The organism is Microbacterium sufflavum (assembly GCF_023091155.1).
In the GTDB taxonomy this organism is placed as follows: domain Bacteria; phylum Actinomycetota; class Actinomycetes; order Actinomycetales; family Microbacteriaceae; genus Microbacterium; species Microbacterium sufflavum.
Map to the genome: position 1 here is coordinate 1,876,878 of NZ_JAHWXK010000001.1, position 26,777 is coordinate 1,903,654.

At 70.7% G+C, this 26,777-nt stretch carries 32 protein-coding genes and 2 tRNA genes; 29 read left to right on the top strand and 5 right to left on the bottom strand.

Going from position 1 to position 26,777, the window contains the following annotated elements; all coding sequences use genetic code 11:
* Window positions 1-34: 34 nt before the first annotated feature.
* The 5 genes from KZC56_RS09140 to KZC56_RS09160 all read left to right on the top strand — a co-directional run bounded on the left by KZC56_RS09140 (window position 35) and on the right by KZC56_RS09160 (window position 2,625).
* Window positions 35-1,276, top strand: coding sequence for a M23 family metallopeptidase (locus KZC56_RS09140; RefSeq protein WP_247638396.1), 1,242 nt, complete (start codon window positions 35-37; stop codon window positions 1,274-1,276).
* Between the two features lie 68 nt (window positions 1,277-1,344).
* Window positions 1,345-1,416, top strand: a tRNA-Thr gene (locus tag KZC56_RS09145).
* 32 nt (window positions 1,417-1,448) lie between these two features.
* Window positions 1,449-1,522 (top strand) — tRNA-Met (locus KZC56_RS09150).
* 116 nt (window positions 1,523-1,638) lie between these two features.
* The gene (locus tag KZC56_RS09155; RefSeq protein WP_247638397.1) at window positions 1,639-2,109 is read left to right on the top strand and encodes a hypothetical protein; all 471 of its coding nucleotides are present in this window, start codon (window positions 1,639-1,641) and stop codon (window positions 2,107-2,109) included.
* 360 nt (window positions 2,110-2,469) lie between these two features.
* Window positions 2,470-2,625, top strand: a complete 156-nt coding sequence (locus KZC56_RS09160; RefSeq protein WP_168442828.1) for a hypothetical protein — start codon at window positions 2,470-2,472, stop codon at window positions 2,623-2,625.
* A gap of 4 nt (window positions 2,626-2,629) precedes the next feature.
* On the opposite strand, the gene KZC56_RS09165 is transcribed toward KZC56_RS09160, so the two are convergent.
* Complete coding sequence (locus tag KZC56_RS09165) at window positions 2,630-4,291, bottom strand: MDR family MFS transporter (RefSeq protein ID WP_247638398.1); 1,662 nt, start codon at window positions 4,289-4,291, stop codon at window positions 2,630-2,632.
* Window positions 4,292-4,903: a TetR/AcrR family transcriptional regulator gene (locus KZC56_RS09170; protein ID WP_247638399.1), complete on the bottom strand. Its 612-nt coding sequence runs from the start codon at window positions 4,901-4,903 to the stop codon at window positions 4,292-4,294.
* A 175-nt stretch (window positions 4,904-5,078) separates the two neighbouring features.
* On the opposite strand from KZC56_RS09170, the gene KZC56_RS09175 reads away from it, so the two are divergent.
* The 9 genes from KZC56_RS09175 to KZC56_RS09215 all read left to right on the top strand — a co-directional run bounded on the left by KZC56_RS09175 (window position 5,079) and on the right by KZC56_RS09215 (window position 9,169).
* Window positions 5,079-5,519, top strand: coding sequence for an Asp23/Gls24 family envelope stress response protein (locus tag KZC56_RS09175; RefSeq protein ID WP_240744574.1), 441 nt, complete (start codon window positions 5,079-5,081; stop codon window positions 5,517-5,519).
* Window positions 5,516-5,707 (top strand): DUF2273 domain-containing protein, encoded by a 192-nt coding sequence (locus KZC56_RS09180; RefSeq protein ID WP_136031662.1) that lies wholly within the window; start codon window positions 5,516-5,518, stop codon window positions 5,705-5,707. The genes KZC56_RS09175 and KZC56_RS09180 overlap by 4 nt, the downstream gene beginning before the upstream one ends.
* Window positions 5,704-6,045 carry a hypothetical protein gene (locus tag KZC56_RS09185; protein ID WP_206251708.1) on the top strand — a complete coding sequence of 114 codons (342 nt, stop codon included), beginning with the start codon at window positions 5,704-5,706 and terminating at the stop codon, window positions 6,043-6,045. The genes KZC56_RS09180 and KZC56_RS09185 overlap by 4 nt, the downstream gene beginning before the upstream one ends.
* Window positions 6,042-6,605 carry a hypothetical protein gene (locus tag KZC56_RS09190; RefSeq protein ID WP_247638400.1) on the top strand — a complete coding sequence of 188 codons (564 nt, stop codon included), beginning with the start codon at window positions 6,042-6,044 and terminating at the stop codon, window positions 6,603-6,605. The genes KZC56_RS09185 and KZC56_RS09190 overlap by 4 nt, the downstream gene beginning before the upstream one ends.
* Window positions 6,602-7,300, top strand: a complete 699-nt coding sequence (locus KZC56_RS09195; protein WP_136031667.1) for a hypothetical protein — start codon at window positions 6,602-6,604, stop codon at window positions 7,298-7,300. Before KZC56_RS09190 ends, KZC56_RS09195 begins: the two co-directional genes overlap by 4 nt.
* 14 nt (window positions 7,301-7,314) lie before the next feature.
* Complete coding sequence (locus KZC56_RS09200; RefSeq protein ID WP_247638401.1) at window positions 7,315-7,488, top strand: CsbD family protein; 174 nt, start codon at window positions 7,315-7,317, stop codon at window positions 7,486-7,488.
* 123 nt (window positions 7,489-7,611) lie between these two features.
* Window positions 7,612-8,178 (top strand): RNA polymerase sigma factor, encoded by a 567-nt coding sequence (locus tag KZC56_RS09205; RefSeq protein ID WP_247638402.1) that lies wholly within the window; start codon window positions 7,612-7,614, stop codon window positions 8,176-8,178.
* Window positions 8,175-8,777 carry an Asp23/Gls24 family envelope stress response protein gene (locus KZC56_RS09210; RefSeq protein WP_136031671.1) on the top strand — a complete coding sequence of 201 codons (603 nt, stop codon included), beginning with the start codon at window positions 8,175-8,177 and terminating at the stop codon, window positions 8,775-8,777. Before KZC56_RS09205 ends, KZC56_RS09210 begins: the two co-directional genes overlap by 4 nt.
* Complete coding sequence (locus tag KZC56_RS09215) at window positions 8,777-9,169, top strand: hypothetical protein (RefSeq protein WP_247638403.1); 393 nt, start codon at window positions 8,777-8,779, stop codon at window positions 9,167-9,169. The genes KZC56_RS09210 and KZC56_RS09215 overlap by 1 nt, the downstream gene beginning before the upstream one ends.
* Before the next feature lie 28 nt (window positions 9,170-9,197).
* On the opposite strand, the gene KZC56_RS09220 is transcribed toward KZC56_RS09215, so the two are convergent.
* A complete protein-coding gene (locus KZC56_RS09220; RefSeq protein WP_247638404.1) occupies window positions 9,198-10,043 on the bottom strand; it encodes an SDR family oxidoreductase in 846 nt (281 codons plus the stop codon).
* 98 nt (window positions 10,044-10,141) lie between these two features.
* Here KZC56_RS09220 and KZC56_RS09225 point away from each other — a divergent pair, with 98 nt between their 5' ends.
* The 7 genes from KZC56_RS09225 (at window position 10,142) to glmM (ending at window position 16,280) form a co-directional block, all read left to right on the top strand.
* Window positions 10,142-10,507 carry a winged helix-turn-helix transcriptional regulator gene (locus KZC56_RS09225; RefSeq protein ID WP_136031678.1) on the top strand — a complete coding sequence of 122 codons (366 nt, stop codon included), beginning with the start codon at window positions 10,142-10,144 and terminating at the stop codon, window positions 10,505-10,507.
* Window positions 10,508-10,605: 98 nt separating this feature from the next.
* Window positions 10,606-12,144, top strand: a complete 1,539-nt coding sequence (locus KZC56_RS09230; protein WP_247638405.1) for an APC family permease — start codon at window positions 10,606-10,608, stop codon at window positions 12,142-12,144.
* 38 nt (window positions 12,145-12,182) lie between these two features.
* Window positions 12,183-13,031, top strand: a complete 849-nt coding sequence (locus KZC56_RS09235; RefSeq protein WP_247638406.1) for a tRNA pseudouridine synthase A — start codon at window positions 12,183-12,185, stop codon at window positions 13,029-13,031.
* A 52-nt stretch (window positions 13,032-13,083) separates the two neighbouring features.
* Complete coding sequence (locus tag KZC56_RS09240; RefSeq protein WP_136031683.1) at window positions 13,084-13,752, top strand: endonuclease/exonuclease/phosphatase family protein; 669 nt, start codon at window positions 13,084-13,086, stop codon at window positions 13,750-13,752.
* A gap of 196 nt (window positions 13,753-13,948) precedes the next feature.
* A complete protein-coding gene (rplM, locus tag KZC56_RS09245; RefSeq protein ID WP_136031685.1) occupies window positions 13,949-14,395 on the top strand; it encodes a 50S ribosomal protein L13 in 447 nt (148 codons plus the stop codon).
* A gap of 26 nt (window positions 14,396-14,421) precedes the next feature.
* Window positions 14,422-14,907, top strand: a complete 486-nt coding sequence (gene rpsI, locus KZC56_RS09250; RefSeq protein ID WP_136031687.1) for a 30S ribosomal protein S9 — start codon at window positions 14,422-14,424, stop codon at window positions 14,905-14,907.
* A gap of 14 nt (window positions 14,908-14,921) precedes the next feature.
* Window positions 14,922-16,280: a phosphoglucosamine mutase gene (gene glmM, locus KZC56_RS09255; protein WP_247638407.1), complete on the top strand. Its 1,359-nt coding sequence runs from the start codon at window positions 14,922-14,924 to the stop codon at window positions 16,278-16,280.
* 65 nt (window positions 16,281-16,345) lie between these two features.
* Here the strand turns inward: glmM and KZC56_RS09260 are convergent, their stop codons facing one another.
* Window positions 16,346-17,860: a hypothetical protein gene (locus tag KZC56_RS09260; RefSeq protein ID WP_247638408.1), complete on the bottom strand. Its 1,515-nt coding sequence runs from the start codon at window positions 17,858-17,860 to the stop codon at window positions 16,346-16,348.
* Window positions 17,791-18,636 (bottom strand): glycosyltransferase family 2 protein, encoded by an 846-nt coding sequence (locus KZC56_RS09265; protein WP_247638409.1) that lies wholly within the window; start codon window positions 18,634-18,636, stop codon window positions 17,791-17,793. Before KZC56_RS09265 ends, KZC56_RS09260 begins: the two co-directional genes overlap by 70 nt.
* Here KZC56_RS09265 and KZC56_RS09270 point away from each other — a divergent pair.
* The 8 genes from KZC56_RS09270 to KZC56_RS09305 all read left to right on the top strand — a co-directional run bounded on the left by KZC56_RS09270 (window position 18,635) and on the right by KZC56_RS09305 (window position 26,777).
* Entirely contained in the window at window positions 18,635-19,078 is a 444-nt protein-coding gene (locus tag KZC56_RS09270; protein ID WP_247638410.1) for a GtrA family protein, read from the top strand. The genes KZC56_RS09265 and KZC56_RS09270 overlap by 2 nt on opposite strands.
* Window positions 19,079-19,181: 103 nt before the next feature.
* The gene (locus KZC56_RS09275; RefSeq protein ID WP_247638411.1) at window positions 19,182-21,014 is read left to right on the top strand and encodes a polysaccharide biosynthesis protein; all 1,833 of its coding nucleotides are present in this window, start codon (window positions 19,182-19,184) and stop codon (window positions 21,012-21,014) included.
* Window positions 21,011-22,141, top strand: coding sequence for a DegT/DnrJ/EryC1/StrS family aminotransferase (locus tag KZC56_RS09280; RefSeq protein WP_247638412.1), 1,131 nt, complete (start codon window positions 21,011-21,013; stop codon window positions 22,139-22,141). The genes KZC56_RS09275 and KZC56_RS09280 overlap by 4 nt, the downstream gene beginning before the upstream one ends.
* Window positions 22,138-22,764: a sugar transferase gene (locus KZC56_RS09285; RefSeq protein ID WP_247638413.1), complete on the top strand. Its 627-nt coding sequence runs from the start codon at window positions 22,138-22,140 to the stop codon at window positions 22,762-22,764. Before KZC56_RS09280 ends, KZC56_RS09285 begins: the two co-directional genes overlap by 4 nt.
* Window positions 22,761-23,411 (top strand): NeuD/PglB/VioB family sugar acetyltransferase, encoded by a 651-nt coding sequence (locus tag KZC56_RS09290; protein ID WP_247638414.1) that lies wholly within the window; start codon window positions 22,761-22,763, stop codon window positions 23,409-23,411. The genes KZC56_RS09285 and KZC56_RS09290 overlap by 4 nt, the downstream gene beginning before the upstream one ends.
* Window positions 23,408-24,637 carry a glycosyltransferase family 4 protein gene (locus KZC56_RS09295; RefSeq protein ID WP_247638415.1) on the top strand — a complete coding sequence of 410 codons (1,230 nt, stop codon included), beginning with the start codon at window positions 23,408-23,410 and terminating at the stop codon, window positions 24,635-24,637. The genes KZC56_RS09290 and KZC56_RS09295 overlap by 4 nt, the downstream gene beginning before the upstream one ends.
* On the top strand, window positions 24,634-25,686 hold the full coding sequence (locus KZC56_RS09300) for an SDR family NAD(P)-dependent oxidoreductase (protein ID WP_247638416.1): 1,053 nt from the start codon (window positions 24,634-24,636) through the stop codon (window positions 25,684-25,686). The genes KZC56_RS09295 and KZC56_RS09300 overlap by 4 nt, the downstream gene beginning before the upstream one ends.
* Complete coding sequence (locus KZC56_RS09305; protein ID WP_247638417.1) at window positions 25,683-26,777, top strand: polysaccharide biosynthesis C-terminal domain-containing protein; 1,095 nt, start codon at window positions 25,683-25,685, stop codon at window positions 26,775-26,777. The genes KZC56_RS09300 and KZC56_RS09305 overlap by 4 nt, the downstream gene beginning before the upstream one ends.

The following is a 26,777-nucleotide window of genomic DNA, read 5'->3' on the forward strand; positions in this document are numbered from 1 at the left end:
CCCCCGAGCAACACGAACGACCGAGAGACTAGTTTTGCCCTTCGAGAATCCCCAGGCTGCCGCTGCGCCCACGCGTCGCTCCAGCCGTCATCGCACTGCGGCCACCGAGGCCCCGGCGACCGGGACGACGGCACCCCTCGCTCACGCGGAGACCGTGGTCGCGCTCGCCGCCGTCGCACCCCTCTCCCGTCGCGCCGCACGTCAGCGGCCGAACGACGTCCCGCCGGTGCCTCAGGCTCCCGCCGAACCGTTCATCGCCGCGACGCCCGTGCCCGCCGTGGCCGACGTCCCCGCCGTGCCCCTCGCGGCGACGCACGAGGCACCCGCCGAGGCCGCAGGCGCCGAGGTCATCCCGCCGGCCTCCGAGCCGTTCGTGGCCGAAGCCGACGCCGAGGGAGACGCGTTCGAGCGTGCCTCGCGCGCCTTCCGCAGCACCGGCACCGTGCGTACCGTCCCTGCTGCGGCCGCGAGTGCCCCGTCATTCGCCAGCGCCGCCGACGTGCAGGGTGCGGCGGCCGAACACGTCGCATCGCGTCCCCGCCGTCTCCGGCGCTTCGTGACGGTCGGCGCGACCGTCGGTGTCATGGGTCTGGCCGGACTGCTCGCGGTCTCCATGACGCTGCCCGCCGAGGCCGTCGCCGCCGCGCGCGGAGGGTCGATGGCGTCCACCTCCCTCGTGACCGCTGCCGCCGCCGACGCCGCGGGGTCGGCGAAGGACGAGATCCAGGCCTTCGTCGCGCCCTCCGACGTGCAGAACGCACCGCTCACCCGCAACGACGACTACAGCACGGTCTCGCTCGTCGAGGTCGCGGCCGAGCAGGGCATCAACTACTCGGGCGAGGTCTTCACGAACGACCCCGACGCGGCCATCCAGTGGCCGTTCATGGTCGGCGTCGGCATGTCGTACGGCTATGGCATGCGCAGCGGGCGCCTGCACGAGGGCATCGACTTCACCCCCGGCAACGGCGCGCCCATCCAGGCGATCGCCGACGGCGTGGTGCGCACCGCCACGGAGCAGGGCGGCGCCTACGGGGTCACGGTCTACATCGACCACGTGATCGACGGTCAGACCATCACCAGCCACTATGCGCACATGCAGTACGGCTCGCTCCAGGTGAAGGCGGGCGACCGGGTCACCGTCGGCACCGTCATCGGCAAGACCGGGAACACGGGCCGCTCCTACGGCGCGCACCTCCACTTCGAGCTCATCGTCAACGGCACGACGATCGACCCGATGCCGTGGCTCCGCGCCAACGCCGGACGCACGTCGTACTGACCGGCCTGATTTCATGAGGACGCCACAGTGATGGTATTCTCGTGTGGTTGCCCCGCGAGGGGCAGCACGCCCCGATAGCTCAGTGGCAGAGCACTTCCATGGTAAGGAAGGGGTCGTCAGTTCAATCCTGACTCGGGGCTCGGAGTTCGCATCTGCGATGCGGATGCCGTGCGGCAGGGTAGCTCAGTTGGTGAGAGCGCACGACTCATAATCGTGAGGTCGCGGGTTCAAGCCCCGCTCCTGCTACAGCTCGAAACCCCCGGATACGTCCGGGGGTTTCGTCGTATCCGCGGACTAGAGTGAGAGCCGTTCCGTGCCCTCGCGCGGACGAGCGAGGCGGGCTCCCCGGAAAGAGGACCGCCGTGCCGACCCCCGCTCCCTCCGCGACCGCTGTCTACTGCCATGCGCACCGGGCGGTGATGGTCGCCGTGACGGACAGGGCGGGCGTCTCGCTCGGACTGGAGGACATCGCGGGCCCCGTCTCCTGGGACGAGCTCATCGCCGCGGGCTACGGCCTCGCGGTCGCGGCGGGCGCACTGTCCGGTGCGGTGGCCGGGCTCCGCTGCCGGGGAGTCTCCATCGCCGACGTGCTCGGCGCGTCGATCGAGGACCCCCACCACACGATCGATCGCGCCGACCTGCGCCGCGCGGCCGCCTGGCTCGCCGACGGGCTTGCCCGCGACGAGGAGCAGCCGCTCGACGACATGACCGCCGAGGTGATCGGCACCGACGTGCTGTGGGACCCCCACGCCCACGCGGACGACGACCGCATCGCCGCGGTCGTGTTCGCGATCGTCACCGTCACTGCACAGGCCGTCGGGGAGCGGAGCTGAGCGTGCGGCGCGCTCTGTCCCCGCTGCTCGGCTGATCCCGCGCAGGCCCCCAGGGAGCGGAGCTGAGCCTGCGGCGCGCTCTGCCCGCGCTGGCTCGGCTGATCCCGCGTAGGCCCCCAGGGAGCGGAGCTGAGCGTGCGGCGCGTTCTGCCCCCGCTGGCTCGGCTGATCCCGCACAGGCCGTCGGGGAGCAGAGCTGACCGTGACACCCGGCCCCGCGCGCGCCGGGCCGCCCGACGATGGCCAGCGCCCCTCGGCCGCACGGGCCATCCGGAACCCGGAGGTCATGTCAAGCCCCTGCGCTCGGGCCCGCCGGCACGGGAGACTGGCGCTCCACGAGGCCGAGGAACGGAGATCCCCATGTCAGACCCGAACAGCAACGCCGCCGACGATGGCCCCGAGGTGGACGCCGTCGGTGTGGACGCCGACATCGTCACCAACGATCACGACCCCGAGCCCGACGACCTTCCGGCCAGCGAAGACGACGACGACCTCGACGTCGCCGACCTCCCCTGACCGGTCACCGGTCCGCGGTCGACGGGTCGGACCCCTCCGGCCCGTCGACCGCGGTGGTCCTCCGTCCGCCGGCGCGCTGAGCGGCCTCCAGCCGCTCCGCCTCCTCGCCGCTGATGGCTTCGCCGCGTGCCACGAGTCCCGCCTGGTCGGACAGGGGGATCTGCTTGAGGAACAGCGACAGCAGCAGTGCGAGCGCCACGAACGGCACCAGGTACCAGAACACCGGGGCGAGCGCATCGGCGTACGCGGTCACGATCCCGTCGCGCACCTCGTCGGGCAGCGCACTGAGCGTTGCGGGGTCGATGGTCGACGCGGCCTGCGACGCCTGATCCGGCGAGGCACCGGCTCCGGCGAACACGCCGAGCAGGTTCTCCGTCAGCCGCGTCGTGAAGATCGTGCCGAAGACGGCCACTCCGAGGGATGCCCCCACCTCCCGGAAGTAGTTGTTGGTGCTCGTCGCGGTGCCGATCTCGCCCGCGGGCACGGCGTTCTGGACCACCAGCACCACGACCTGCATGATGAGCCCGAGACCCGCGCCGAACACGAACAGGAAGACGCAGATCAGCCAGATGGGCGTCTCGGCCGACAGCGTGGTCATCGCGACCATCGAGAGGCCCGTCACGATCGTGCCGACGATCGGGTAGACCTTGTACTTCCCGGTCTTCGAGATCGCGATGCCCGAGAAGATGGACGTGCCCATCAGGCCCACCATCATCGGGATCATCAGCAGCCCGGAGGCCGCGGCCGACGTGCCGGACGACATCTGCAGGAACGTGGGCACGAAGCCGATCGCCGCGAACATGCCGATCCCGAGCACCAGTCCGATGGCCGTCGCGTTCACGAAGATCGGGTTGCGGAACAGGCTCAGCGGGATGATCGGGTCCTGCGCCCTGGACTCGGTGATGACGAACGCGGTCGCGGCGACCACGAGGCCGGCGCCCCACGCCCAGGTCGCCAGCGAATCCCACCCGAACTCCTTGTCGCCGCCGAAGTCGGTGAAGAAGATCAGGCACGTCGTCGCGAGGGAGAGGAAGATCACGCCGAGCACGTCGATGCGCTTCTCGGCCTTCTTGCTGGGCAGCTGCAGGGCGACCAGCGCGATCACGAACGCCGCGATCCCGACCGGGATGTTGATGTAGAAGGCCCACTGCCACGTCATGTGGTCGACGAAGAACCCGCCGAGCAGCGGACCGGCCACGGCGGAGAGCCCGAACACGGCACCGAGCGGACCCATGTACTTGCCGCGCTCGTTGGCGGGCACGATGTCGGCGATGATCGCCTGCGACAGGATCATCAGTCCGCCGCCGCCGAGGCCCTGCAGCGCCCGGAACACGACGAACATCCAGAAGTCGGTCGCCAGGGCGCAGCCCACCGACGCGAGCGTGAAGAGCGCGATCGCGACGAGGAACAGGCTGCGACGACCGAGCACGTCGCCGAACTTGCCGTAGATCGGCATCACGATGGTGGTGGCCAGCAGGTACGCGGTCGTGATCCACACCTGGTGGTCGACGCCGCCGAGCTGGCCCACGATGGTCGGCATCGCGGTCGACACGATGGTCTGATCGAGGCTCGCGAGCAGCATGCCGGCGATCAGGGCGCTGAAGATGATCCAGATGCGACGCTTCGTGAGCAGGAAGGGCGCGTCGGCGGTGGCGGTGGCGGACATTCAGTGGGCTTTCTGTGCGGGGGAGTACAGGTCGCGCGCGAGCCGGAGACGGCGTCGGATCAGCTCGGCGAACGGCTCGGTGGAGTGGTGGTGCAGGAGCTGTTCCATGCACAGGCGCACGAGGGCACCGACGGACTGCACGAGCACCTGCGCGCGCAGCTCGGCGTCCTCGACGCCCTCGAGCCGGCGGGTGATCAGGGCGACGTCGCGCCGCTCGTGCTTCTCCTGCTGCTCGAACGCGGCCTTGAGCAGTCGCGGTTCGTGCTCGATCACGGCGAACAGCTCGGCGGCATGCTCGACGGGGTCGAACAGGGAGAAGCGGGCGACGGTGAGCTCGACGAAGTCGTCGAGCAGGTCGCCGTCGGCGGTCGCGAAAGCGTCCTCCAGCTCCTCCTGGCGGGAGTCGATCACGGTGATGCCGAAGACCGCGTTCTCCTTGCTCTCGAAGTAGTTGAAGAACGTGCGGCGAGACACCCCGGCCTCGGTGCACAGCTCCTCGATCGTGAAGCCGGCGAAGCCTCGTTCGACCGTCCAGCGCCGCGCCACCGAGGTGAGCGCGCGAGACGTCTCGCGCTTGCGCTGCTCCCTCGTCGATTCTGCACTCGCATCCATAGAGTGCAACTTTGCACTTTCAACCTTGGAGTGCACTGTGAGAGTGCGTTTCTCTGCCCGCCCGGAAAAACCGTCGGCGAATTCGTGACATCCGAGGTGCCTCATGCGTCTTAGTGGTGTCGTAAGAACACGGCCCGCGCCCCACGGTGCGGACACACGGATGAAGGAGCTCGAGATGGCGAACGTGACGGGGGGCAGCCAGCCCAAGGCTCAGGTCGTACCGACGGCGCAGGCCGCAGCGGTGGGGAAGACCACGATCGAGGACGCGGTCGTCGCGAAGATCGCGGGTATCGCGGCCCGTGAGGTCAGCGGCGTCTATGCGCTCGGCGGCGGGGCGGCCCGCATGATGGGCGCGATCCGAGACGTGCTGAACACGACCGACCTCTCGCAGGGCGTGAGCGTGGAGGTCGGCGAGACGCAGGTGGCCGTCGACGTCACGATCGTCGCGGAGTACCCGGTGTCGCTGCAGAAGGTGGCCGACGACGTGCGCACGGCCATCCACCGGGCCATGGTCGACCTGGTCGGCATGGACGTCGCCGAGATCAACGTGAGCGTCAACGACGTGCACATCCCCTCGGACGACGACGCCGACGCCGAGGAGGCGCGAGTCCAGTGAACGCCTCGGTGATCGGCGGAGCTGCGGCCGCGGTCCTCGCACTGACCTGGATCGTGCTGGGCTTCTGGGCGTTCCTGCTCGTGCTCCTCGCGATGCTCGTCGGCGCGGCGGCCGGGCGCATCGCCGACGGTCGCCTGGACGTGCGGGCGCTCGCCGAGGTGGTCCGCGGACGGCGGTCGTCCTCGTGAGCGTCGAGCGGGCAGGGGCGTCGACGGGTGTGGCGGGGGCCACGTCCGTCGAGGCCCGCGCCCTGCACCGGATCGCCCTCGGCATCGCCAGGGATGCCGCGGGCGTGGGGCTCGACGACATCGCGGTGGAGCTGGGCGACCGGCGCGGCGACCTGCGCGTCACGGTGGTCGTGCCCGTCGTGCTGGCGCGCTCCGACGGCACGACCCTCGCCGACCGCGGCGAGGTGCTGCGCGAGACCCTCGTGCGTCGGCTCGGGGAGCTGGCGTCGCGACGGGTGGGCGCGGTCGACGTGCGGTTCACCGGCGTGCGGCGTGCGCTCGAGCGGAGGGTCGCATGAGCGCGCCCGCCGCCACGCGCCGACTGCTGCGCCGGGAGACACGGGCGTCGCGGACCGCTCCGGCGACCGTGCTCGCCGCTCTCCTGGCGATCGTGCTGCTCGGGCTCCTGGGGTGCGGGGTCGCCGCGGCCCTCGACCCCGGGTTCCGCACGGATGCGGCGGCGCTGCTGGCGGGCGTCGCCCAGGCGCTGTCCGCCCCTGGTGTCGCGATCGGTGCGGGCATCGCGCTGGTCGCGCTCGCCGCGGTGCTGCTGGCGCTGGCGGTCGTCCCGGGGCGTCGCGCCCGACGCGCCCGTCTGACCGGGCGCACCGCGCTCGTGGTGGACGACGGCGTGCTCGCGGACGCGATCGCCGACGGGGTGGCCAGGCGCACGGGTGTTCCGCGACCGCGCGTCGCGGTCACGGTGGGGCGCAGAGCCGCCACGGTCCGCCTGACCCCGACCAGCGGGGTGCTCGTGGACCGTGACGCGGCGCGGACCGCTGCGGTGCGCGTGCTGGACGAGGTGGGCTTCGCCCTGACGCCGCGTGTGCTCGTGGCGACGGAAGGAGTGGTCGGATGAGGCTCTCGGGATCCGTGGGGAACCGGGTGGTGCTGCTCGGCGGCGGCCTCGTGCTGCTCGCGGCGGGCGCGGCACTCGTGGCGACCGGGCTGGAGTCGGCGCGGCTGCTGCCCGCGGGGGCGGCGGGGGCCGTCTCGGCGGTCGAGCGGGCGTCCGCCGATGCATCGGCCGCGACGGTCGACCTCGGGAGCATCGGGGAGTTCCCGCTCGCGGCCGTGTCCGCCGCGGCCGCGGCCCTGGTCGTGGTCGTCCTGCTGATCGCGTTCCTGCTCACGCGGGGCCGCGGTCGCGTGCGCGAGGTGCTCGCGGTGCCGGGTCCTCGGGGGACGACCCGGGTGGACCGCGGTGTGGCCGACGGCGTGCTGGCGGAGACGCTCGCGGCTCGGGCCGACGTGGTGTCGGCGCGGACGGTCGCGCGTCGGGCGGGCCGTCGTACCGCCCTCGGGCTCGTCGTGACGCCGCGGAAGGGGGCGGCTCTGGGGGCCGTCGTCGCCGCGGCCGAGGCGGCCGTCGCGGAGTGGGACCGGTTGCTGGGCGTGGAGGTGCCGGTGGTCGTGCACGTCGCGGACCGCGGGTGGCGCGAGCTGTTCCGGTCGAGGCAGAGGATGCGCCGGTCGCTGGCCGGCGCGGGCGAGGCGGGGCACCGGTCCCGCACCGCCCGGACGTCGTCGACCCCGAGAGCCGGGGTCGCGTGAGGAAAGGAGCCGCCATGAGCGGAGAGAACAAGATCAAGGCCGCCGCCCAGAAGATCGCCGGCAAGGCGAAGGAGGTCGTCGGCGAGGTCACCGACAACGACCGGCTCGTCGCCGAGGGCAAGGCCGAGCAGGCGAAGGGCGATGTGCGGAACGCCGCCGAGGATGTCAAGGACGCGTTCAAGAAGTGATCCCGCTCGCGCAGGGGGCGCCCCCGGTCGGGGCGCTCCCTGCGGCCGAGCCGTGCGCACGGATCCGATCCGTCGCCGCACGCGCTCCGAACCTGCAGGGGAAGCGGAACGAAGGGTGGGGGAATGGCAGCGGATGGCTCTCGCGGCCCGCTGGAACACGCCGGGGATCACATCGTCGCGGGTCGCGCCATGGACGGCGACGTCGAGGCGTTCGCGGTGCTGGTGCGGAGGTACACGCCGATGATGCGCGCGTACACGCAGCGCATGCTGAACGGCTCGGCCGAAGTGGACGACACCGTGCAGGAGGCGTTCGTGACCGCGTGGCAGCGGTTCGGCGAGCTCGACGACCCCGGCAAGGTCAAGAGCTGGCTGATGCGCATCGTGAGTCGCAAGGCCGTGGACCGGCTCCGGCGCCACCGCCCGGCGGTCGATGTGACCGAGATCGACCGGCCGGCACCCCTGCACGCCTCGCCGTCGGCGGTGGTGGAGGTGCGCGAGGGCGTCGCGGCACTGGGAGCCGCGCTGCGGGAGCTCCCGGAGGCGCAGCGCGAATGCTGGGTGCTGCGCGAGATGGGCGGGCACAGCTACGACGAGATCGCCGCGGAGCTCGGCGTCCCCGTCAGCACGGTGCGCGGGCTGCTGGCCCGTGCGCGCGGATTCCTGATCACCCGGATGGAGGCGTGGCGATGAACGACGACCACGAGAACCCGGACCTGCGCGGTCTCGGACTGGAGCCCGACGACCTCGACGGGCACACGATCGAGGAGCTCGCCGACTACCTCGAGGCGGGGCGTCAGCCGCGCGTGGCCTCGATCGAGGAATCGCCGGGGTGCCAGCTCGCCCTCGACGCGCTCGAGCGGCTGCACGGACTGGGCGACGCGCTGATGGCGGCCGATACCGCGGCAGAGCCCGCGGTCGAGGAGGGGTGGATCGACCGGATCCTGAGCGGGATCGCGATGGACGCCAGGGCGGGACGCCGCATCCCATTCGCCTCGGACGACCCTGCGGTGGAGCTGGCGATCACCGAGGGTGCGGTGCGCGGTCTCGTGCGGGCGGCCGAGGAGGCGGTCCCCGGCGTGCTCGTCGGGCGATGCCGCCTGGAGGGCGACGTCACGACGCCGGGTGCTCCCGTGCGCGTGGCGATCGACGCGAGCGTGCTGCACGGCGAGCCGATCCGCGGGCTGGCCGACCGGCTCCGTACCGAGGTGGACGCGCGGCTGCGCCGGCACACCGAGCTCACCATCGCCGCGATCGACGTGACCGTCAAGGACATCAGGGAGGTGTCGTGATGACGCAGGATCCGACGATCGACGGCGAGGGCCGTCGCGAGCTGGCCGCCCGGATCGAACAGGTCCTGCGCGCGCAGGAGGGGGTCCGCGGCGTCTACCGCTCCGGCTCGCTCATCTCGAATCTGCTCAGGGCGGGGGCCGCGGCGCTGGGCGCGACGCGCGACGCCGAGCCGATCGTGTCGGTGGCCGCGGGGGCGCGCGGGGCCGCGGTCGAGGCGTCGATCGGGGTGGACGCGGGCGCGGCGTCCGGAGAGGTCCTCCGGGAGGCGCGGGCCGCGGTGGAGGCCGTGCTCGCGGAGCAGGGGTACCAGCGCGAGAGCATCACGCTCGTGGTGGCCTACGTGCAGGTCGCCCGTGCCGCGGAGGAGCCCGTCGAGGTGGAGCCCCGCTGACCGTGCGGTCGGCGGGGCTCCGGCCGGCTCACGCGATCGCGCGCAGTCCCTCGACGAGCGGCGTGGTCGGACGGCCGATCAGCCGCGCGAGCGTGCCGTCGGTCTCGGCCAGTGCGCCCCCGCGGATGCCGGCGTCGAGGGCGACGACGAAGCCCGCGGTGCCCTCGTCGAGCCCGGCTTCGCGCAGCGCCGCGAGCTGCTGGTCCGCCGTGAGCGACACGAAGGTCACCTCGCGTCCGGTGACCTCGGCGATCGCGGCGGCCAGCTCCGTGTAGTCCCACGCGACGTCGCCGCCGAGCTCGTACACGGCGCCCGTGTGACCGTCGTCGAGCGCGACCACGGCGGCGGCCTCGGCGTAGTCGGCGCGGCCGGCGGAGGCGACGCGACCCTCGCCGGTGCCGGAGGCGAGCACGCCCGTCTCGGCTGCGCGCGCGAGGTCGGCGGCGTAGTTCTCCGTGTACCAGTTGTTGCGCAGGATCACGGCCGGGACGCCGGAGGCCGCGATCAGCTCCTCCGTGGCCTTGTGCTCCGGCGCGAGCACCAGGTCGCTCGTGGTGGCCTTCGGGGCGCTGGTGTAGACGAGCTTCGAGACGCCGGCGGCTGCGGCCGCGTCGATCACGGCCCGGTGCTGCTCGACGCGGCGGCCGACCTCGGAGCCGGACACGAGCACGACCGTGTCGATGCCGTCGAGGGCCGCGGCGACGGAGGCCGGGTCGTCGTAGTCGAGCGGCACGACGCGCACGCCGAGGTCGGCCGCCCTGGCCACGTCGCGCGCTCCGGCGACGATCGACTGGGGGTCGGCGCCGCGGGCGAGGAGGGCGGCGATGATGAGGCGGCCGAGGTGTCCGGTGGCTCCGGTGACGAGGATGGTCATGAGGGGCGGTCCTTCCGTTGGTGAACACCTGCCCCAACCGGCGCGAGACACCCGCGCATTCCATCCGACCGGTACCCACTTTGACGTAAGGTACCTACATGTCGGTGAGTTTTGCGGAAATCCGGGAGTCTTCGCCCACGGTGTTCGACCAGGGCTGCGGCACGCGCGTGGTGCTGGACCACATCATGAGCAAGTGGGGCGTGCTGGTGCTGTCGTGCCTGTCGGACGGCACGCGGCGCTGGGGCGAGCTGCGGCGGGAGGTCGACGGCATCAGCGAGAAGATGCTCGCGACCACGCTGCGCACGCTGTCGGCGGATGGGCTGGTGCACCGGGAATCCCTGCCCACGGTGCCCCCGCACGTGGAGTACAGCCTCACCCCGCTGGGACGTGACCTGATGGAGCGGATGCTGCCGCTGATGGAGTGGGTCGCCACGCACGCCGACGGGATGCTCGGTCGCGAATGAATCCACGGATTCCGTCGTGAGATGAAGTTGTGTGAGTGGAATCCGTTGCTCGAAGAAAAGGATTGACGGTATACCGCAGCTCGTCGTACTGTCTGAGCATGGCAACGACGCCCATCCACCTGGAACGACCCGACGGCAAGGGGCTGGCCGCTGGCACCCTCGGCCTGTGGGGATCCACCGTCATCGGTCTCGCCTCCACGGCGCCGGTCTACTCCCTCGTCGCGACGCTCGGCTTCGTCGTGCTCGCGGTCGGGGCGCAGGCACCGATCGCGTTCGTGATCGCCTTCGTCCCGATGCTCCTGATCGCCTTCGCCTACCGCGAGCTCAACAACGCCGTGCCCGACTGCGGCACCACCTTCACCTGGGGCACGAAAGCGTTCGGCCCCTGGGTGGGCTGGATGGGCGGCTGGGGTGTCGCGGTGGCCGGGATGGTCGTGCTCGCGAACCTCGCCCAGATCGCCTCGGTGTACTTCTGGTCCCTGATCGGGTTCGACCTGGAGAACAACGACTGGCGGATCATCCTCGTCGCGGTGCTCTTCATCGCCGCGATGACCTGGGTCAGCTGGCGCGGCGTCGAGATCGGCGAGCGCATCCAGAACATCCTGCTGGCCGTGCAGTACCTGGCCCTCGCGATCTTCGTGGTGGCCGCGCTGTGGCAGTTCTTCACCGGCGACGCCCCCGACGCCACGCCGTTCTCGTGGGAGTGGCTGAACCCGTTCGGCTTCACGGACTGGTCGGGCTTCACCGAGGCCATCCTGCTCGCCCTCTTCATCTACTGGGGCTGGGACACGTGCCTCGCGCTGAACGAGGAGACCAAGGACCCCAAGCGCATTCCCGGGCGGGCGGCCGTGCTGACCTGCGTGATCCTGCTGGTGACCTACGTCGCCGTCACGATCGCGGCGATGATGTACGCGGGTCTCGGCGAGGACGGCACGGGGCTCGGCAACGAGGCCAACGCCGACGACTTCTTCCTCGCGATCAAGGACGGCCTGCTGGGCCCGTTCGGCTGGGTGCTGGTGGTCTCCGTCATCATCTCGGCGATCTCGTCGACGCAGACGACGATCCTGCCCACCGCGCGCGGCACGCTCGCGATGGGCGTGTACCGCGCGCTCCCCGCGAAGTTCAAGGAGGTGCACCCGGTCTACAAGACCCCGTCGTTCTCGACCATCGTGATGGGCGTGGTCGCCTCCGCGTACTACGTGGGCATGACGCTCATCAGCGACAACATCCTGCAGGACTCGATCCTGTCGCTGGGCCTCGCCATCGCGTTCTACTACGCCATCACCGGGTTCGCGTGCGTCTGGTACTTCCGCGCCGACCTGCGCAACTCGGCACGCGACCTCTTCTTCAAGGGGATCTTCCCGCTCGTCGGGGCGCTGCTGCTCACCGGCGCGTTCGTGCAGTCCGCGATCGACATGTGGGACGTGGACTACGGTTACACGGTGCTGTTCGGCATCGGCGGCACGTTCGTGATCGGCATCGGCTCGCTCGCGATCGGCCTGGTGCTGATGCTCCTGTGGTACCTGTTCCCGCGGTCGAAGCGCTTCTTCCGCGGCGAGAGCCTGAACCGCGACACCGAGGTGATGGTGCCGGACGAGCCCGGCGTCTCCATCCGCTCGGTCGACGGCGGCATCTGAGGCGGCGGGTGCGCGCGGGGCTGTCCTAGGCTGGCCTCGTGCGCATCCGGCTCGACATCGCCTACGACGGCACCCACTTCCGCGGCTGGGCGACACAGCCCACGCTCCGCACCGTTCAGGGCACGCTGGAGGCGGCGCTCGCCCGCATCGTGGGCTCCGACGTGCGGTTCGTGGTCGCCGGCCGCACCGACGCCGGGGTGCACGCGAGCGGACAGGTCGCGCACGTCGATCTCGACGAGCGGCAGTGGTCGCGCATCGAGGCCAGGCACGGGCGGGCCGCGCAGGATCCGGCCGGCTCGATCGCCGGGCGCATGCGGGGTGTGCTCGGCGCCTACTCCGACGTGACCGTCATCCGGTCGACCGCGGCGCCCGAGGGCTTCGATGCACGGTTCTCGGCCGTGTGGCGCCGCTACCGGTACCGACTCGCCGACGGCCTGGCCGGCTACGACCCGCTGCGTCGCGCCGACACCACGAGCATCCGCGGACGCCTGGACGAGCGCGCGATGGACGAGGCCGCGCGCACCCTGATCGGCCTGCACGACTTCGCGGCCTACTGCAAGCCCCGCGAGGAGGCCACCACCATCCGCACCCTGCTCGACTACCGGTGGGAGCGCGACGCGGACGGCGTGCTGGTGGCCGAGGTGAAGGCGGACGCGTTCTGCCACAGCATGGTGCGCGCCCTCGTCGGCGCGTGCGCGGCCGTGGGGGAGGGTCGCCTGGACGTGTCCGACCTGGTGGTGCTGCGCGACGCTCTCACCAGGACCAGCGAGTTCAAGGTGCTCGCGGCCCGGGGACTGACGCTGACCGAGGTCGGGTATCCGGCGGACGAGCTGCTCGCCGCACGGGCCGAACAGACCAGGGCCCGCCGCGACCGCGAGTCGGACTGATCGCCGGATACGGATCCCGGGCACAGCAGGGGCGGGTAGCGTGGGCACGGTCATGAAGGTCATCTCGTACAACCTGCGCAAACACCGGGCGGCCGGGGAGCTCGCGACACTCGTCGCCGAACACGACCCCGACATCCTCTGCCTGCAGGAGTGCGACGTGCCGGCGCTGCCCGACCGGATCGGGGGCCTCGTGCTCGCCGACGCCACCCAGGGCAACCGCCTCGGACTCGCGCTGTTCTACCGCGAGAGCACCTACCACCTGCAGGGCATCCGCACCCTCGGGCTCAAGAAGTCGCTGCACGACCGCATCGCGAAGCCCGCGCACGAGCGGGTGCTCGGCGCACGGCTGCGCGACATCGACGACGGCGACGAGTTCATCGTCGCGTCGTTCCACGCCGCACCGCTGACGGCGCTGAACTCGCTGCGGCGCCACCAGATCCGCGCGGCCCTGACCGAGCTCGCGAGCCTCGGGGACGGCCTTCCGCAGCTCATGGTCGGCGACTACAACTACCCCGTGTTCAAGGAGAACCTGGGGCAGGCCGTGCGCGACCACGGCTATGCGCTGTCGCTCAGCGACGACCACACCTACACGCGCTACCGCGTCTTCCGCGGTCACTACGACTTCGCGACCTCGACCGGATTCGAGATCGAGCGCATCACGACCCTGCCGCAGCGGTCGAGCGACCACCGTCCGATCCTGGTGACGGTGAAGACCGACTGACCGGGCGCGGGCCCGCGGCTGGTTTGGTCGGAGGGGGTCGGGTGGCGTATGCTGACTCTTTGGTGCCCTTCCCGTACTGCGAGGAAGACGCACATCCGAACGTGAGCCCTCCACTGGCGTGTTCGTCCCTGTCGGGAGGAACCACCCCGGAGTGGGATTCACGAACACCTCCGTTCGACAAGAAAGCAGCACTATCGTGACGCGCACTTACACCCCCAAGGCTGGCGAAGTCCAGCGCGACTGGGTCGTCATCGACGCCACCGACGTCGTTCTCGGCCGCCTGGCCTCGCACGCGGCGACGCTCCTGCGTGGCAAGCACAAGCCGACCTTCGCCAACCACATCGACTCGGGTGACTTCGTCATCATCGTGAACGCCGACAAGGTCGCGCTCACCGGTCAGAAGCTCCAGAAGAAGATCGCCTACCGTCACTCGGGCTACCCGGGTGGTCTGAAGGCCGTCAGCTACTCCGAGCTGCTCGAGAAGAACCCGGTCCGCGCCGTGGAGAAGGCCATCCGCGGCATGCTCCCGAAGAACAGCCTGGGCCGCCAGCAGCTGTCGAAGCTGAAGGTGTACGTCGGTGCCGAGCACCCGCACGCCGCGCAGCAGCCCCAGCCGTACACCCTCGACCAGGTCGCCCAGTAAGCGCCGTAACGACTAAGGACATACTCGTGGCTGACATCCAGGACACCACCGAAAACCTCCAGAACTTCTCGACGTCGACCCCCGAGACCGAGGCAGTCGAGGCGGCTCCCCGCCCCGTGCTCAGCGTCCCGGGCGCCGCTGTCGGCCGTCGCAAGCAGGCCATCGCCCGCGTGCGTCTGGTCCCCGGCTCGGGCACCATCACGGTCAACGGCCGCACGCTCGAGGACTACTTCCCGAACAAGCTGCACCAGCAGCTGATCAACGACCCGTTCACCGCGCTGAACCTCGCCGGTGCCTACGACGTGATCGCCCGCATCTCGGGTGGTGGCGACTCCGGCCAGGCCGGCGCGCTGCGTCTCGGCATCGCTCGTGCCCTCAACGGCATCGACGCGGAGAACAACCGTCCGACCCTGAAGAAGGCCGGCTTCCTCTCGCGCGACGCTCGCGTCAAGGAGCGCAAGAAGGCCGGACTCAAGAAGGCCCGTAAGGCGCCTCAGTACTCGAAGCGTTAAGGTCCACTGCTCCGATGCCGATCTTTGGCACGGACGGCGTGCGAGGACTCGCCAATGGCATCCTCACCGCCGACCTGGCGCTCACCCTGGCCCAGGCGACTGCTGTCGTCCTGGGCCAGGGCCGTACGGCGGAGGCTCGCAAGGCCGAAGGCAAGCGACTCACCGCCGTGGTCGCCCGTGACCCCCGGGTCTCGGGGCACTTCCTCACCGCCGCCGTCTCCGCGGGCCTCGCGTCCTCCGGCGTCGACGTGCTCGAGGCCGGAGTCATCCCGACCCCCGCCCTCGCGTTCCTCGTGGCCGACCGCGACGCCGACTTCGGCGTGATGATCTCGGCGTCGCACAACGCGGCGCCCGACAACGGCATCAAGATCTTCGCGCGCGGCGGCCGCAAGCTCCCCGACATCGTCGAGCAGCGCATCGAAGAGGCCATGCACGGCGAGAAGCTGCGCCCCACCGGCGCGGGCGTCGGCCGCATCGACCGCTTCTCCGACGCCGAGGACCGCTACGTCGTGCACCTGCTCGGCTCGCTGCCGCACCGCCTGGAGGGCATCCACGTGGTGCTCGACTGCGCGCACGGTGCCGCCTCCGGCGTGTCGCCCGAGACGTTCCGCGACGCGGGGGCCGAGGTGACCGTGATCGGCGCCGACCCCGACGGCTGGAACATCAACGACGGCGTCGGCTCGACGCACCTGGAGAACCTCGCGGAGGCCGTGGTGCGGCTCGGCGCCGACGTGGGCATCGCGCACGACGGCGACGCCGACCGCTGCCTCGCGGTCGACGCGAACGGCGCCGTCGTCGACGGCGACCAGATCATGGCGATCCTCGCGCTGTCGATGAAGGAGCGCGGCGTCCTCACCGACGACACGCTCGTCGCCACGGTCATGAGCAACCTCGGCCTGCACGTCGCGATGCGCGAGCACGGCGTGACCGTGCGTCAGACCGCGGTCGGCGACCGGTACGTGCTCGAAGACATGAACGAGGGCGGCTACGCGCTCGGCGGCGAGCAGTCCGGACACGTGATCATGAGCGAGTTCGCCACCACCGGCGACGGCCTGCTCACGGGTCTGCACCTGGTGTCCGAGATGGCCCGACAGGGGAAGTCCCTCGCCGAGCTCGCCTCGGTGATGACGGTCTACCCGCAGGTGCTGATCAACGTGCGCGACGTCGACAAGGATCGTGTCGCCGACGACGAGGTCGTGCAGCAGGCGGTGCGCGAGGTGGAGGCCGAGCTCGGCGACACCGGTCGCGTGCTGCTGCGCAAGTCCGGCACGGAGCCGCTGGTGCGCGTGATGGTCGAGGCGGCCGACGCCGAGTCGGTGCGCACCTACGCGGAACGTCTCGCCGGGGTGGTCCAGGAGCGCCTGGCGCTCTGACGCACGTCGCAGACAGAACGGCCGGTCGCTGCTCCAGCGGCCGGCCGTTCTGCATGCCGCGGGCGCTACGGCGCGGCGCAGATGCGGAAGTAGCCGCTGTCGGCGAGCGTCTCGGTCGTGCAGGTGCCACCGGTCAGTCGGGGCACGTCGCTCATCGACGGGGCGTCGGACAGGCCGAGGTGCGCTCCCGTGAGCACGATCGGGGCGACGGCGGCTCCCCACGGCTCCGCAGCGAGCCACTCCACGTCGTTCTCGGCGACCCAGTCGGCGAGCGGGGCGACGGCGGCGCGCTGGCTCTGCAGGGTCACGTCGCGCGGAGTGAAGGACGAGATGACGTGCGCGGTCGCGCCGCCGGCGACCGTGGCCGCGAGCACGGCAGCGGCCACGATGCCGGTCACGCGCAGCCCGCCGCGACGCGGGAGCCCCCGCACGGCCCACACCGCGGATGCGGCGATGATCGGGAAGAACGCGAAGACGCCAGGGGCGGGGTGCCGCACCCAGAGGGGCAGGCGTGCGGCGGTCGCCCACCAGCCGACGAACGCGAGCGCGCCCACGAGGGCGGCGAGCGTGGAGGCGATGACGAGGCGGTCGGCGTCGGAGGCGGAACGCCAGCGGCGCACGACGCCGACGACGGTCAGCGTGATCGCGATCACGGCGGCGACCACGGCGAGCACCGCGGGGATCGACCACGAGTCGGCGAGCGTGCCCAGCTTCTGCAGCACCGTGGTGGTGGCGTCCTGCCCACCGCTGCGCACGAAGCGGATCATCGCGCGCAGATGCTCGACGAAACCGGACGGCCCGAGCGACACCAGTGCGGTCAGCTCCACCAGCAGGGTCGGCACCCCCACCATCAGCAGCGGCAGCCACGACCGTCGCAGCGTGTCGAGGATGCGGCCCCAGCCGCGCCCGTCCGCCAGCACCCACAGCGCCACGGCGAAGGCGGGAAGCACCAGCAGAGCGATCAGCTTCGCCTGCACGGCGAGCCCGACCAGCAGCCCGGCGAGCCAGGCGCGCCGCGGCAGCACCACGAGCGCCCACACCACGAGCGCGGCCGCGGGGATCTCGCCGAGCAGATCGGCCGGACCCTGGATGGGGGACACCCCGGCGCTCGCCGTGAACGCGAGGGCCACTGCGACGGCGAGCAGGGCCGCCCAGCGTCCGCCGATGCGGCGGCCCAGCACGGCGAGTCCGGCGAGCAGCAGCACCCAGAAGGCGAGGGGGACGAGGCGTCCGGCGAGCACGGGGTCCATGCCCGTCGCGAGCAGCGCGGCCACCGGCAGCAGCACGACCGGGCCCGTGGAGATCCGCGGGTCGAAGGGGGTGATGACCGATCCGGAGAGGGCGCCGTCGCTCGCATAGCCGAGGCCCGCGATGAGGTTGCGCGGCACGGTCAGGTTGAACGCCTCGTCCTCCCAGAAGCGCCACACCGTGAGGCTGTGCCAGGCGACGACGACGTGCCCGATCAGCAGGACGGCCGCCGCCGCCCAGAACAGGACCGTGCGGGTGCGCGTCATCGCGCGACGGGCTCCGGGCGGCGGATCCGCCGCAGCGGCGCGGACGGCCGCAACGACAGCTGCCATGCCTCACCCAGCGCGGAGCGCACGAACAGACGCAGCCGCTTCGGGGGGAGGGCGACGCCGGCGCCGCGCCCCCACATGGTGCCGGTGGTCGACGCTCCGCGGCGCGGGATGCTCGCGACGCGCAGGTAGCGCACCACGAATCCGGCGCGCGCCTCTGCCAGCGAGAAGTGCACGTGCGGCACGGAGGCGTCGGTCGGCACGGCATCGATCAGAGTGCGCAGCGCCTCCGGGCGATATGCCCGAAGGGGGGTGTTCACATCGGGGACGCGTCGACCGGCGGCCGACGCGATCAGCACCCCCACCGCCCCGGTGAGAACCTTGCGGTACCAGGGGTCGGTGCGGCCGTCGCGCACGCCGTGCACGACGTCGGCATCCTCCGAGATGAGCGCGCCGATCAGACGGGGGAAGTCGCTGCCGTGGAACTGGCCGTCGCCGTCGACGTGCACGAGGGCGTCGGGGTCGGCTGCGAGACCCGCGCGATAGGCGGCCAGCGCGGTCGGGCCGTGGCCGCGGTTCAGCGGCTGCACCTCCACCGTGACGTCGTCGACGTCGTCGAACACCGCGGCCGTCCCGTCGGTCGAGCGGTCGTCGGCGACATGGAACGAGACGACGTCGGCCAGCGATGCGACCGAGGCGCGGATCTCGTCGACGAAGCCCCGGATGCCCTCTGCCTCGTTGTAGGCGGGCATGACGATGGCGAGATGGCGGAGAGTCACGGAGTCCTCGGGTGGGGTGGCGGGGCGCGGGGAGATCTGGAAGTAGCCTAGTTGAGCCATGAATCCTCCCTCACGACTGCGTCGGCTCGCCGGCGTCGGCAGCCGCTTCCTCGTCGTCGGAGCGTTGAGCACCCTGATCGAGGTCGGCGTCTTCAACCTTCTCGTGTACGTGTGGGGATGGGATGTCGTCACCGCGAAGATCGTCGCCTCGCTCGTGGCGCTCGTGAACGCGTACATCGGCAACAGGGAGTGGACCTTCCGGCACCGCGACCGTCGAGGACGCACGTCCGAGGTGCTGCTGTTCCTCGCCACGAACGCCGTCTGCACGGCGTTGGGCGCCGCGCTGGTGTGGGTGGGGGTGGAGATCGCCGGTGCGCTTCTCGGCCGCACTCCCGGCGCGATCGCGGTGAACGCGGTCAACCTCACCAGCATCGTGATCGTCGTGCTGCTGCGCTTCGTGCTCTATCACGGCATCGTCTTCCGCGTGACGAAGAAGGACTGACCCGCGCCGAGGGGTGCCGGGCGGTATGCCAGGATTGGATCGTTCACTCGGACGGCGGCGGGGAGACCGGCGTCCGGGGTGTCGAAGGAGGCAGGCTCGGGGGATGACGGAACCAAACGCGGTATCGGTCGCGCAGAAGCGCCGCCGACTTCTCGCCGCGATCGTCGATGCAGGGGCGTGGATCGTCGGCATCGTCGTGGCGGTGGTGCTGCGGTTCGAGTTCGAGCCGACCCTGCGCGGCTGGGCGTCGATGGCGATCCTCGCCCTCGTGGCCGGTGCCGCGCAGATCGTGGTCGGTTACTACCTGCGCTTCTATCGCGGACGCTTCACATACGGGTCCTTCGAAGAGGTGCGCAGCCTCGCTGCGGCGGTGAGCATCCAGGCGTTCGTCCTCGCCGTGATCGTGATCATCCTCGGCCCGTTCATCGGTCTGCCGCGAGGCACCGTGATCCTCGCCTTCCCGTTCGTGCTGCTGCTGATGTTCGGCGTGCGCTACGTCGCGCGCCTGGTGCTGGAGCGCTCCCGCAAGCCCGGTGAGGAGGCGGAGCCCGCCCTCGTGGTCGGCGCCGGCTACGTGGGCGACACGCTGCTGCACAACATCACCACCGATCCCGCGTCGCCCATCCGGCCGCTGGGACTGCTCGACGACGACCCGGCCAAGCGCCACCTGCGTCTGCGGGGAGTGCCCGTGCTCGGGCCCACCGATCAGATCGCCGCGGTAGCGGCCCGCACGGGTGCGACCGTCCTGGTGATCGCGATCGGCCGCGCCGACGCCGTCCTGCTGCGACGCCTCACCGACGAGGCCGAGGCCGCGGGGCTGCGCGTGGTGGTCACGCCGACGCTGAGCAGCATGGTCAGTGGCGAGGAATCGCCGGGCGACGTGCGCGACATCAGCATCGAGGACCTGATCGGCCGCCACCCCGTCGACACGAACGTGGAACTGATCGCGGGCTATGTCACCGGGCGGCGCGTGCTCGTGACCGGCGCGGGTGGTTCCATCGGCTCCGAGCTGTGCCGGCAACTCGCCAAGTTCGGCCCCCGCGAGCTCATCATGCTCGATCGCGACGAGACCGGACTGCAGATGGCACAGCTGAGCACAGCGGGTCACGGGCTGCTCGACACGAACGACGTCGTGCTCGCCGACATCCGCGACACGGTCACGCTCACCGAGCTGCTGCGCCAGCGTCGGCCGGAGGTGATCTTCCACGCCGCGGCGCTGAAGCACCTGCCCATGCTGGAGCAGTACCCCGACGAAGCCTGGAAGACCAACGTGCTCGGCACGCTCAACGTGCTGACCGCCGCGCGCGAGGCCGGCGTCGACACCTTCGTCAACATCTCCACCGACAAGGCGGCCAACCCCACCAGCGTGCTCGGGCACTCCAAGCGCGTCGCGGAGAAGCTCACCGCGTGGGCCGGCGAGGAGACCGGGATGCGGTACCTCTCGGTGCGGTTCGGCAACGTCATCGGCAGCCGCGGGTCGATGCTGCCCACGTTCCGTTCCCTGATCGACGCGGGCGGGCCCATCACGGTCACCCACCCCGACGTGACGCGCTACTTCATGACGATCCCTGAGGCATGCCAGTTGGTGATCCAGGCGGGCGCCATCGGGCGTCCCGGCGAGATCCTCATCCTCGACATGGGCGAGCCCGTGCGCATCCTCGACGTCGCCAAGCGCATGATCGCGATGTCGGGAAAGAGCATCGAGATCGTGTTCACGGGCCTACGGCACGGCGAGAAGCTGCATGAGGAACTCGTGGGCGTGCGGGAGAACCTCGAGCGTCCCTTCCACCCGAAGGTCGCACATACGCGCGCAGACGTCATCTCGCCCGATCGACTGGACAAGGACGGGTGGCTCGCGCGCATGTCAGCCAGCCCGCGCAACAACGACACCGTGATCATTGAGCCGGTGCGGATAGGGGAGGGTGCGGCCGAATGACCGGACGCGTGCACATGTCGTCGCCGGATGTCGGCGAGGCGGAGGAGCAGGCGGTCGTGGCCGCGATGCGATCCGGGTGGATCGCCCCTCTCGGCCCCGATGTCGACGCCTTCGAGGCCGAGCTGGCCGAACGGGTGGGTGTCGCGCACGGCGTCGCTCTGAGCTCGGGGACGGCGGCGCTGCACCTGGCACTGCTGGGACTCGGCGTGCAGGCACGCGACGTCGTCGTCACGTCGACCATGACGTTCGCCGCGACCACCAACGCGATCGTGTACACCGGCGCCGAGCCCTACTTCGTCGACGCCGACCGCGCCACCGGCAACATGAATCCTGCCCTGCTGCGGGAGGCCCTGCAGAGGCTGCACGCGGCGGGCGAGCGGGTCGCGGCGATCGTGCCGGTCGACCTGCTCGGCAAGGCCGTCGACTATACCGCGATCCTGGCCGTCGCCGACGAGTACGGGGTGCCGGTGATCGCCGACGCGGCCGAGTCGCTCGGCGCCACCCATGCCGGCCGCGCGGCCGGCAGCTTCGGTCGGGCGTCGATCGTGTCGTTCAACGGCAACAAGATCATGACCACGTCGGGTGGCGGCATGCTGCTCACCGACGATGCCGAGCTCGCCGGGCGCACCAGGTACCTGGCCACGCAGGCCCGCCAGCCGGTGGTGCACTACGAGCACGTCGACATCGGCTACAACTACCGCATGAGCAACCTGCTGGCCGCGCTCGGCCGGGCCCAGCTGCGTCGTCTCGACGAGATGATCGGTCGTCGCCGCGAGATGCGCACCCTCTACACGCAGCTGTTCGCCGATGTGGACGGCGTGGAGGTCTTCGGAGCCGAGGGCGACGAGCACGACAACGTCTGGCTCACCTCGATCCTCGTGGACCCCGCCGTGACCGGGTGGACGCCCGCCGACCTGTCGGCCGCGCTCACCGACCATGACATCGAGAGTCGCCCGCTGTGGAAGCCCATGCACCTGCAGCCCGTGTTCGCGGGCAGCCGTGGTGTGATCGACGGCGCCTCCGAAGAGCTGTTCACCCGCGGACTCACGCTGCCCAGTGGGTCGGCGCTCACGGGAGAGCAGCGCGACCGCGTCTTCGGCTCGATCCGCAGCTTCCTCGCCCGATGAGTGTGCGCGCACGTCCGTACGACGCCGTCAAGCGCGGGCTGGATGTCGTGGCGTCGGCCGCGGGGTTGGTGCTGCTCGCTCCCGTCATCGCGGTCGTCGCCCTGGTCGTCGCCGTACGCCTCGGCCGCCCCGTGCTGTTCACGCAGCCGCGGCCGGGTAAGGATGGTCGAGTGTTCACGCTGTACAAGTTCCGCTCCATGCGCGCGGTCGACGAGACCCGTGGCTGGGTGACCGACGCCGATCGGTTGACGGCGTTCGGCGCCCTCCTGCGTTCCACGAGCCTCGACGAGCTGCCCAGCCTGTGGAACGTGCTCAAGGGCGACATGAGCGTGGTGGGCCCGCGGCCGCTGCTCGTGGAGTATCTGGAGCGGTACACGCCGCAGCAGGCGCGGCGGCACGAGGTGCGGCCCGGCATCACCGGGCTCGCCCAGGTGAAGGGACGCAACGCCGTCGACTGGGAGCGCCGCTTCGCGTACGACGTCGCCTACGTCGACCGGCGCAGTGTCGGACTCGACCTGCGCATCCTGGTGGCGACTGTGCGCTCCGTGGCGGTCCGCGAAGGCGTGAGCGCCGAGGGTGAGGCGACGATGTCGCGCTTCGAGGGATCGGACGGCGAGCGATGACCGGTGTGGTCGTGATCGGTGCCGGTGGGTTCGGCCGTGAGATCCTCGACGTGCTCCGTGATCAGGGCCGGGTGATCCACGGCGTCGTCGATGACGCGCTCACCGCGGCCAACGCGCAACGACTGCAGTCCCAGGGCGTCCGTTATCTGGGATCCACGGAGCGCTTCCTCCGTGACCACGAGCCGGCGGGTGTCGAATACCTGATCGGGATCGGAGACGGCGCTGTTCGGCAGCGCATCGATCATCGGCTCACCCGAGCGGGTCACGTCGCCGGGCGGGTGTCGCATTCGGCGGCGTCGTGGGGCTTTGGCGTCGATCTCGGACCGGGCGCCGTCGTCTGCGCCGGCGTGCGTCTCACCACGAACATCTCGACGGGACGCCACGTGCACCTGAACGTGAACGCGACGATCGGTCACGATGTGCGGCTGGACGACTACGTGTCGGTGAATCCCGGTGCGGCGGTCTCCGGCTCGGTCGCGATCGGCGAGCGCACCCTCGTCGGCGCGAACGCCTTCATCCTGCAGGGGATCAGGATCGGCGAAGACAGCATCGTCGGCGCCTCCGCCTCCGTGCTCCGGAAGGTTGCGTCCAGGACGACCGTCGTCGGCAACCCCGCTCGCGTGCTCGCCCGCAGGGAAGCACCATGACGAGCGAAGGTGCCATGCGGATCCTGGTGGTCACCCAGTACTTCCCGCCGGAGACAGCACCGATCCCGGCGGACCTCGCCAGAGGGCTCGCCGAACGAGGACACACGGTCCGCGTGCTCACCGGATTCCCGAACTACCCGGCAGGGCGGATCTTCCCCGGCTATCGGCAGCGGTGGCGGCACAGGGAGAATATCGACGGCGTGGTGGTGCACCGGGTCCCGCTGTTCGCGGACCACTCGCAGAGCGCCGTGAAGCGCATGCTGAACTACGCCTCGTTCGCACTGAGCTCCGCGACGGCACGCCGGCTGTCGCGCGGCGCGGACGTGATCTACGTCTACGCCACGCAGATGACGGCGGGCTTCGGACCGTGGCTCTGGCGGGTGACGGGCGGTCGCCCGTACGTGCTGCATGTGCAGGATCTGTGGCCCGACTCGATCATCGGCTCGTCCATGATGGCGGGCGGCCCGAAGGAGCGTGTCGTCTCGGGCGCTCTGGGTCCCTGGCTGCGGAGCGCCTACCGCCGGGCGGGCGCGGTGATCGGCATCGCGCCGACGATGGTCTCCACCCTCGTGTCCCGCGGTGTGCCGGCGGAGCGTGCTCACCTCGTCTACAACTGGGCGGATGCCGGGGCACCGGTCCCTTCCGTGCTGCCCGCCGCCGAAGAGCCGCGTGCCGAGGTGCTGTACGCCGGCAATGTCGGTGACATGCAGGACCTCGAGACCGCCGTGCGAGCGGCGCACGCCGCCGACTCCGGGGTCGCGCTCACCATCGTCGGCGACGGTGTCGCCAAGCCCGAGTTGCAGGCGCTCGCCGCGGAACTCGGAGCGGACAACGTGCGCTTCGGGGATCCCGTGCCGCGCGAGCGTATGCCGGATCTCTACGCCCGTGCCGACTACGCCCTGGTCTCGCTCAAGGACATACCGGTGTTCCGGGGCACGATCCCCTCCAAGCTGCAGGCCGTGCTCGCCGCCGGCGTGCCCGTGATCACCACGGTTCAGGGCGACGTGCGCGCGCTCGTCGACGACGCCGAGGTGGGACTCACGGCCGACGCCGAGAGCGTGGACGGGCTGGCGGACGCGTTCCGGACCGCGGCAGCGCTGCCGCCGAGCGAGCGTGTCGGCATGGCCCGGCGCGGTCGCGAACTGTACGACACCCGTTTCTCGCGGGAGTCGGGAATCTCCATGATCGAACAGCTGCTGTCGGCGGCTGCGAAGGGAACACGATGAGCGAGTCCTACGACGGTGCACGGGTACTGGTCACCGGAGGCACCGGTTCCTTCGGGCACACCGTTGCGCGCAAGCTGCTCGAGCGCGACGTGTCCGAGATCCGCATCTTCAGCAGGGACGAGGCCAAGCAGGACCTCATGCGTCACGAGATCAAGGACTCGCGGCTGCGATTCTACGTGGGCGACGTGCGCGACTACGACAGCGTCGAGCGGGCGACCCGCGACGTCGACTTCATCTTCCACGCGGCCGCGCTGAAGCAGGTCCCGTCGTGTGAGTTCTTCCCGATGGAAGCGGTGCGCACGAACGTGCACGGCAGCGAGAACGTCGTTCGCGCCGCCGACCGCAACGGGGTCTCGTCGGTGGTGGCCCTCAGCACCGACAAGGCCGTCTATCCGGTGAACGCCATGGGCATGTCGAAGGCGCTGATGGAGAAGGTCGCGCAGTCTCACGGCCTCAACAACCCGAACACGGCGACGACGGTGTCGTGCGTGCGGTACGGCAACGTCATGTACTCGCGCGGTTCGGTGATCCCGTTGTTCATCCGTCAGATCAAGTCGGGCGGCGACATCACGGTCACCAACCCCGACATGACGCGTTTCATGATGTCGCTCGCGCACTCGGTCGATCTGGTGGAGTTCGCCTTCCGCAACGCCCATCAGGGGGACCTGTTCGTGCGCAAGGCCAAGGCGACGTCGATCGGCACGCTCGCTCAGGCGGTGCTGAACCTGTTCCGCTCCGACGCGAAGGTCGAGGTGATCGGCACCCGGCATGCGGAGAAGCTGTCGGAGGCCCTCGCCACCCGCGAGGAGCTGTCGCGGGCCCGCGACATGGGCGACTACTTCCGTGTCGTGGCCGACAACCGGGACCTGAACTACAGCGTCTACTTCGAAGAGGGTGACGTGACGCAGAGCCGCTTCGAGGACTATGACTCGCACACCGTGGATCAGATGGCGGTCAGCGAGGTAGAGGAGCTGCTGCTCACCCTGCCCGAGGTCCGCGCCGAGCTGCGCGCTGCCGGGCTGCCGGAGTCCCGCACGGAGCAGGCATGACCCGCGTCGCCGTCACGGGCGCGCGCGGCTTCCTGGGCTGGCACCTCCGGGCCGCTCTGCAGGAGGCGGGGGCGACCGCGGAGGCCATCGCGCTGGGGGCCGCGTTCGACGCGACCGCCGCGACGGCCGCCGTGGACGGCGCCGACCGCGTGATCCACGTCGCCGGCGTGAATCGCGCGACCGACGAGGAGATCGCCGACGGCAACGTCGGATTCGCGGGACAGCTGGCGTCGGCCCTGCGGGCGGCGGGCGATCCCCCACCCGTGGTCGTCTACGCGAACTCCATCCAGGCCGGGAACGGCTCGGTCTACGGGGAGGCGAAGGCGCGCGCCGCCGAGATCCTGGCCGGGGCGGCGCGGGACATCGGAGCGGAATTCGTCGACGTGCACCTCCCGAACCTGTTCGGCGAGCACGGGCGTCCCTTCTACAACGCCGTCACCGCCACGTTCAGCCACCTGATCGCGAACGGGGAGAGTCCCACCGTCGAGAACGACAAGGAGCTCACCCTGCTGCACGCGCAGAACGCCGCCGACGTTCTTCTCGGCGCGGTGCCGGTCCCCGTGATGGAGGGGCTGCAACGCGTGGAGACGGTATCGGGAGTTCTCGCACGCTTGCAGGGGTATGCGGAACTCTACGGCCGGGGGGAGATCCCGAGCGTGGCCGACGACTTCGATCGCGACCTCTTCAACACCTACCGTTCGTACACGTTCCCCACGCAGTCGCCGATCGGCCTGACGAGGCACGCCGATTCTCGTGGATCGTTCTTCGAGATCATCCGCTCGCACGGCGGTCCCGGCCAATCGTCATTCTCCACGACCGTGCCCGGCGTGACCCGGGGCGATCATTTCCACCGTCGCAAGATCGAGCGCTTCACGGTGCTGCAGGGGCGGGCCCGCATCTCGCTGCGCCGCCTGTACTCTGAAGAGGTCGTGTCGTTCGACGTGTCCGGCGACGCTCCCGGTGCGGTCGACATGCCGACGATGTGGGCGCACAACATCACCAACATCGGCGACGACGTGCTCTACACCTCGTTCTGGACGAACGACATCTTCGACCCCGCGAACCCCGACACGATTGCCGAGGCAGTGTGA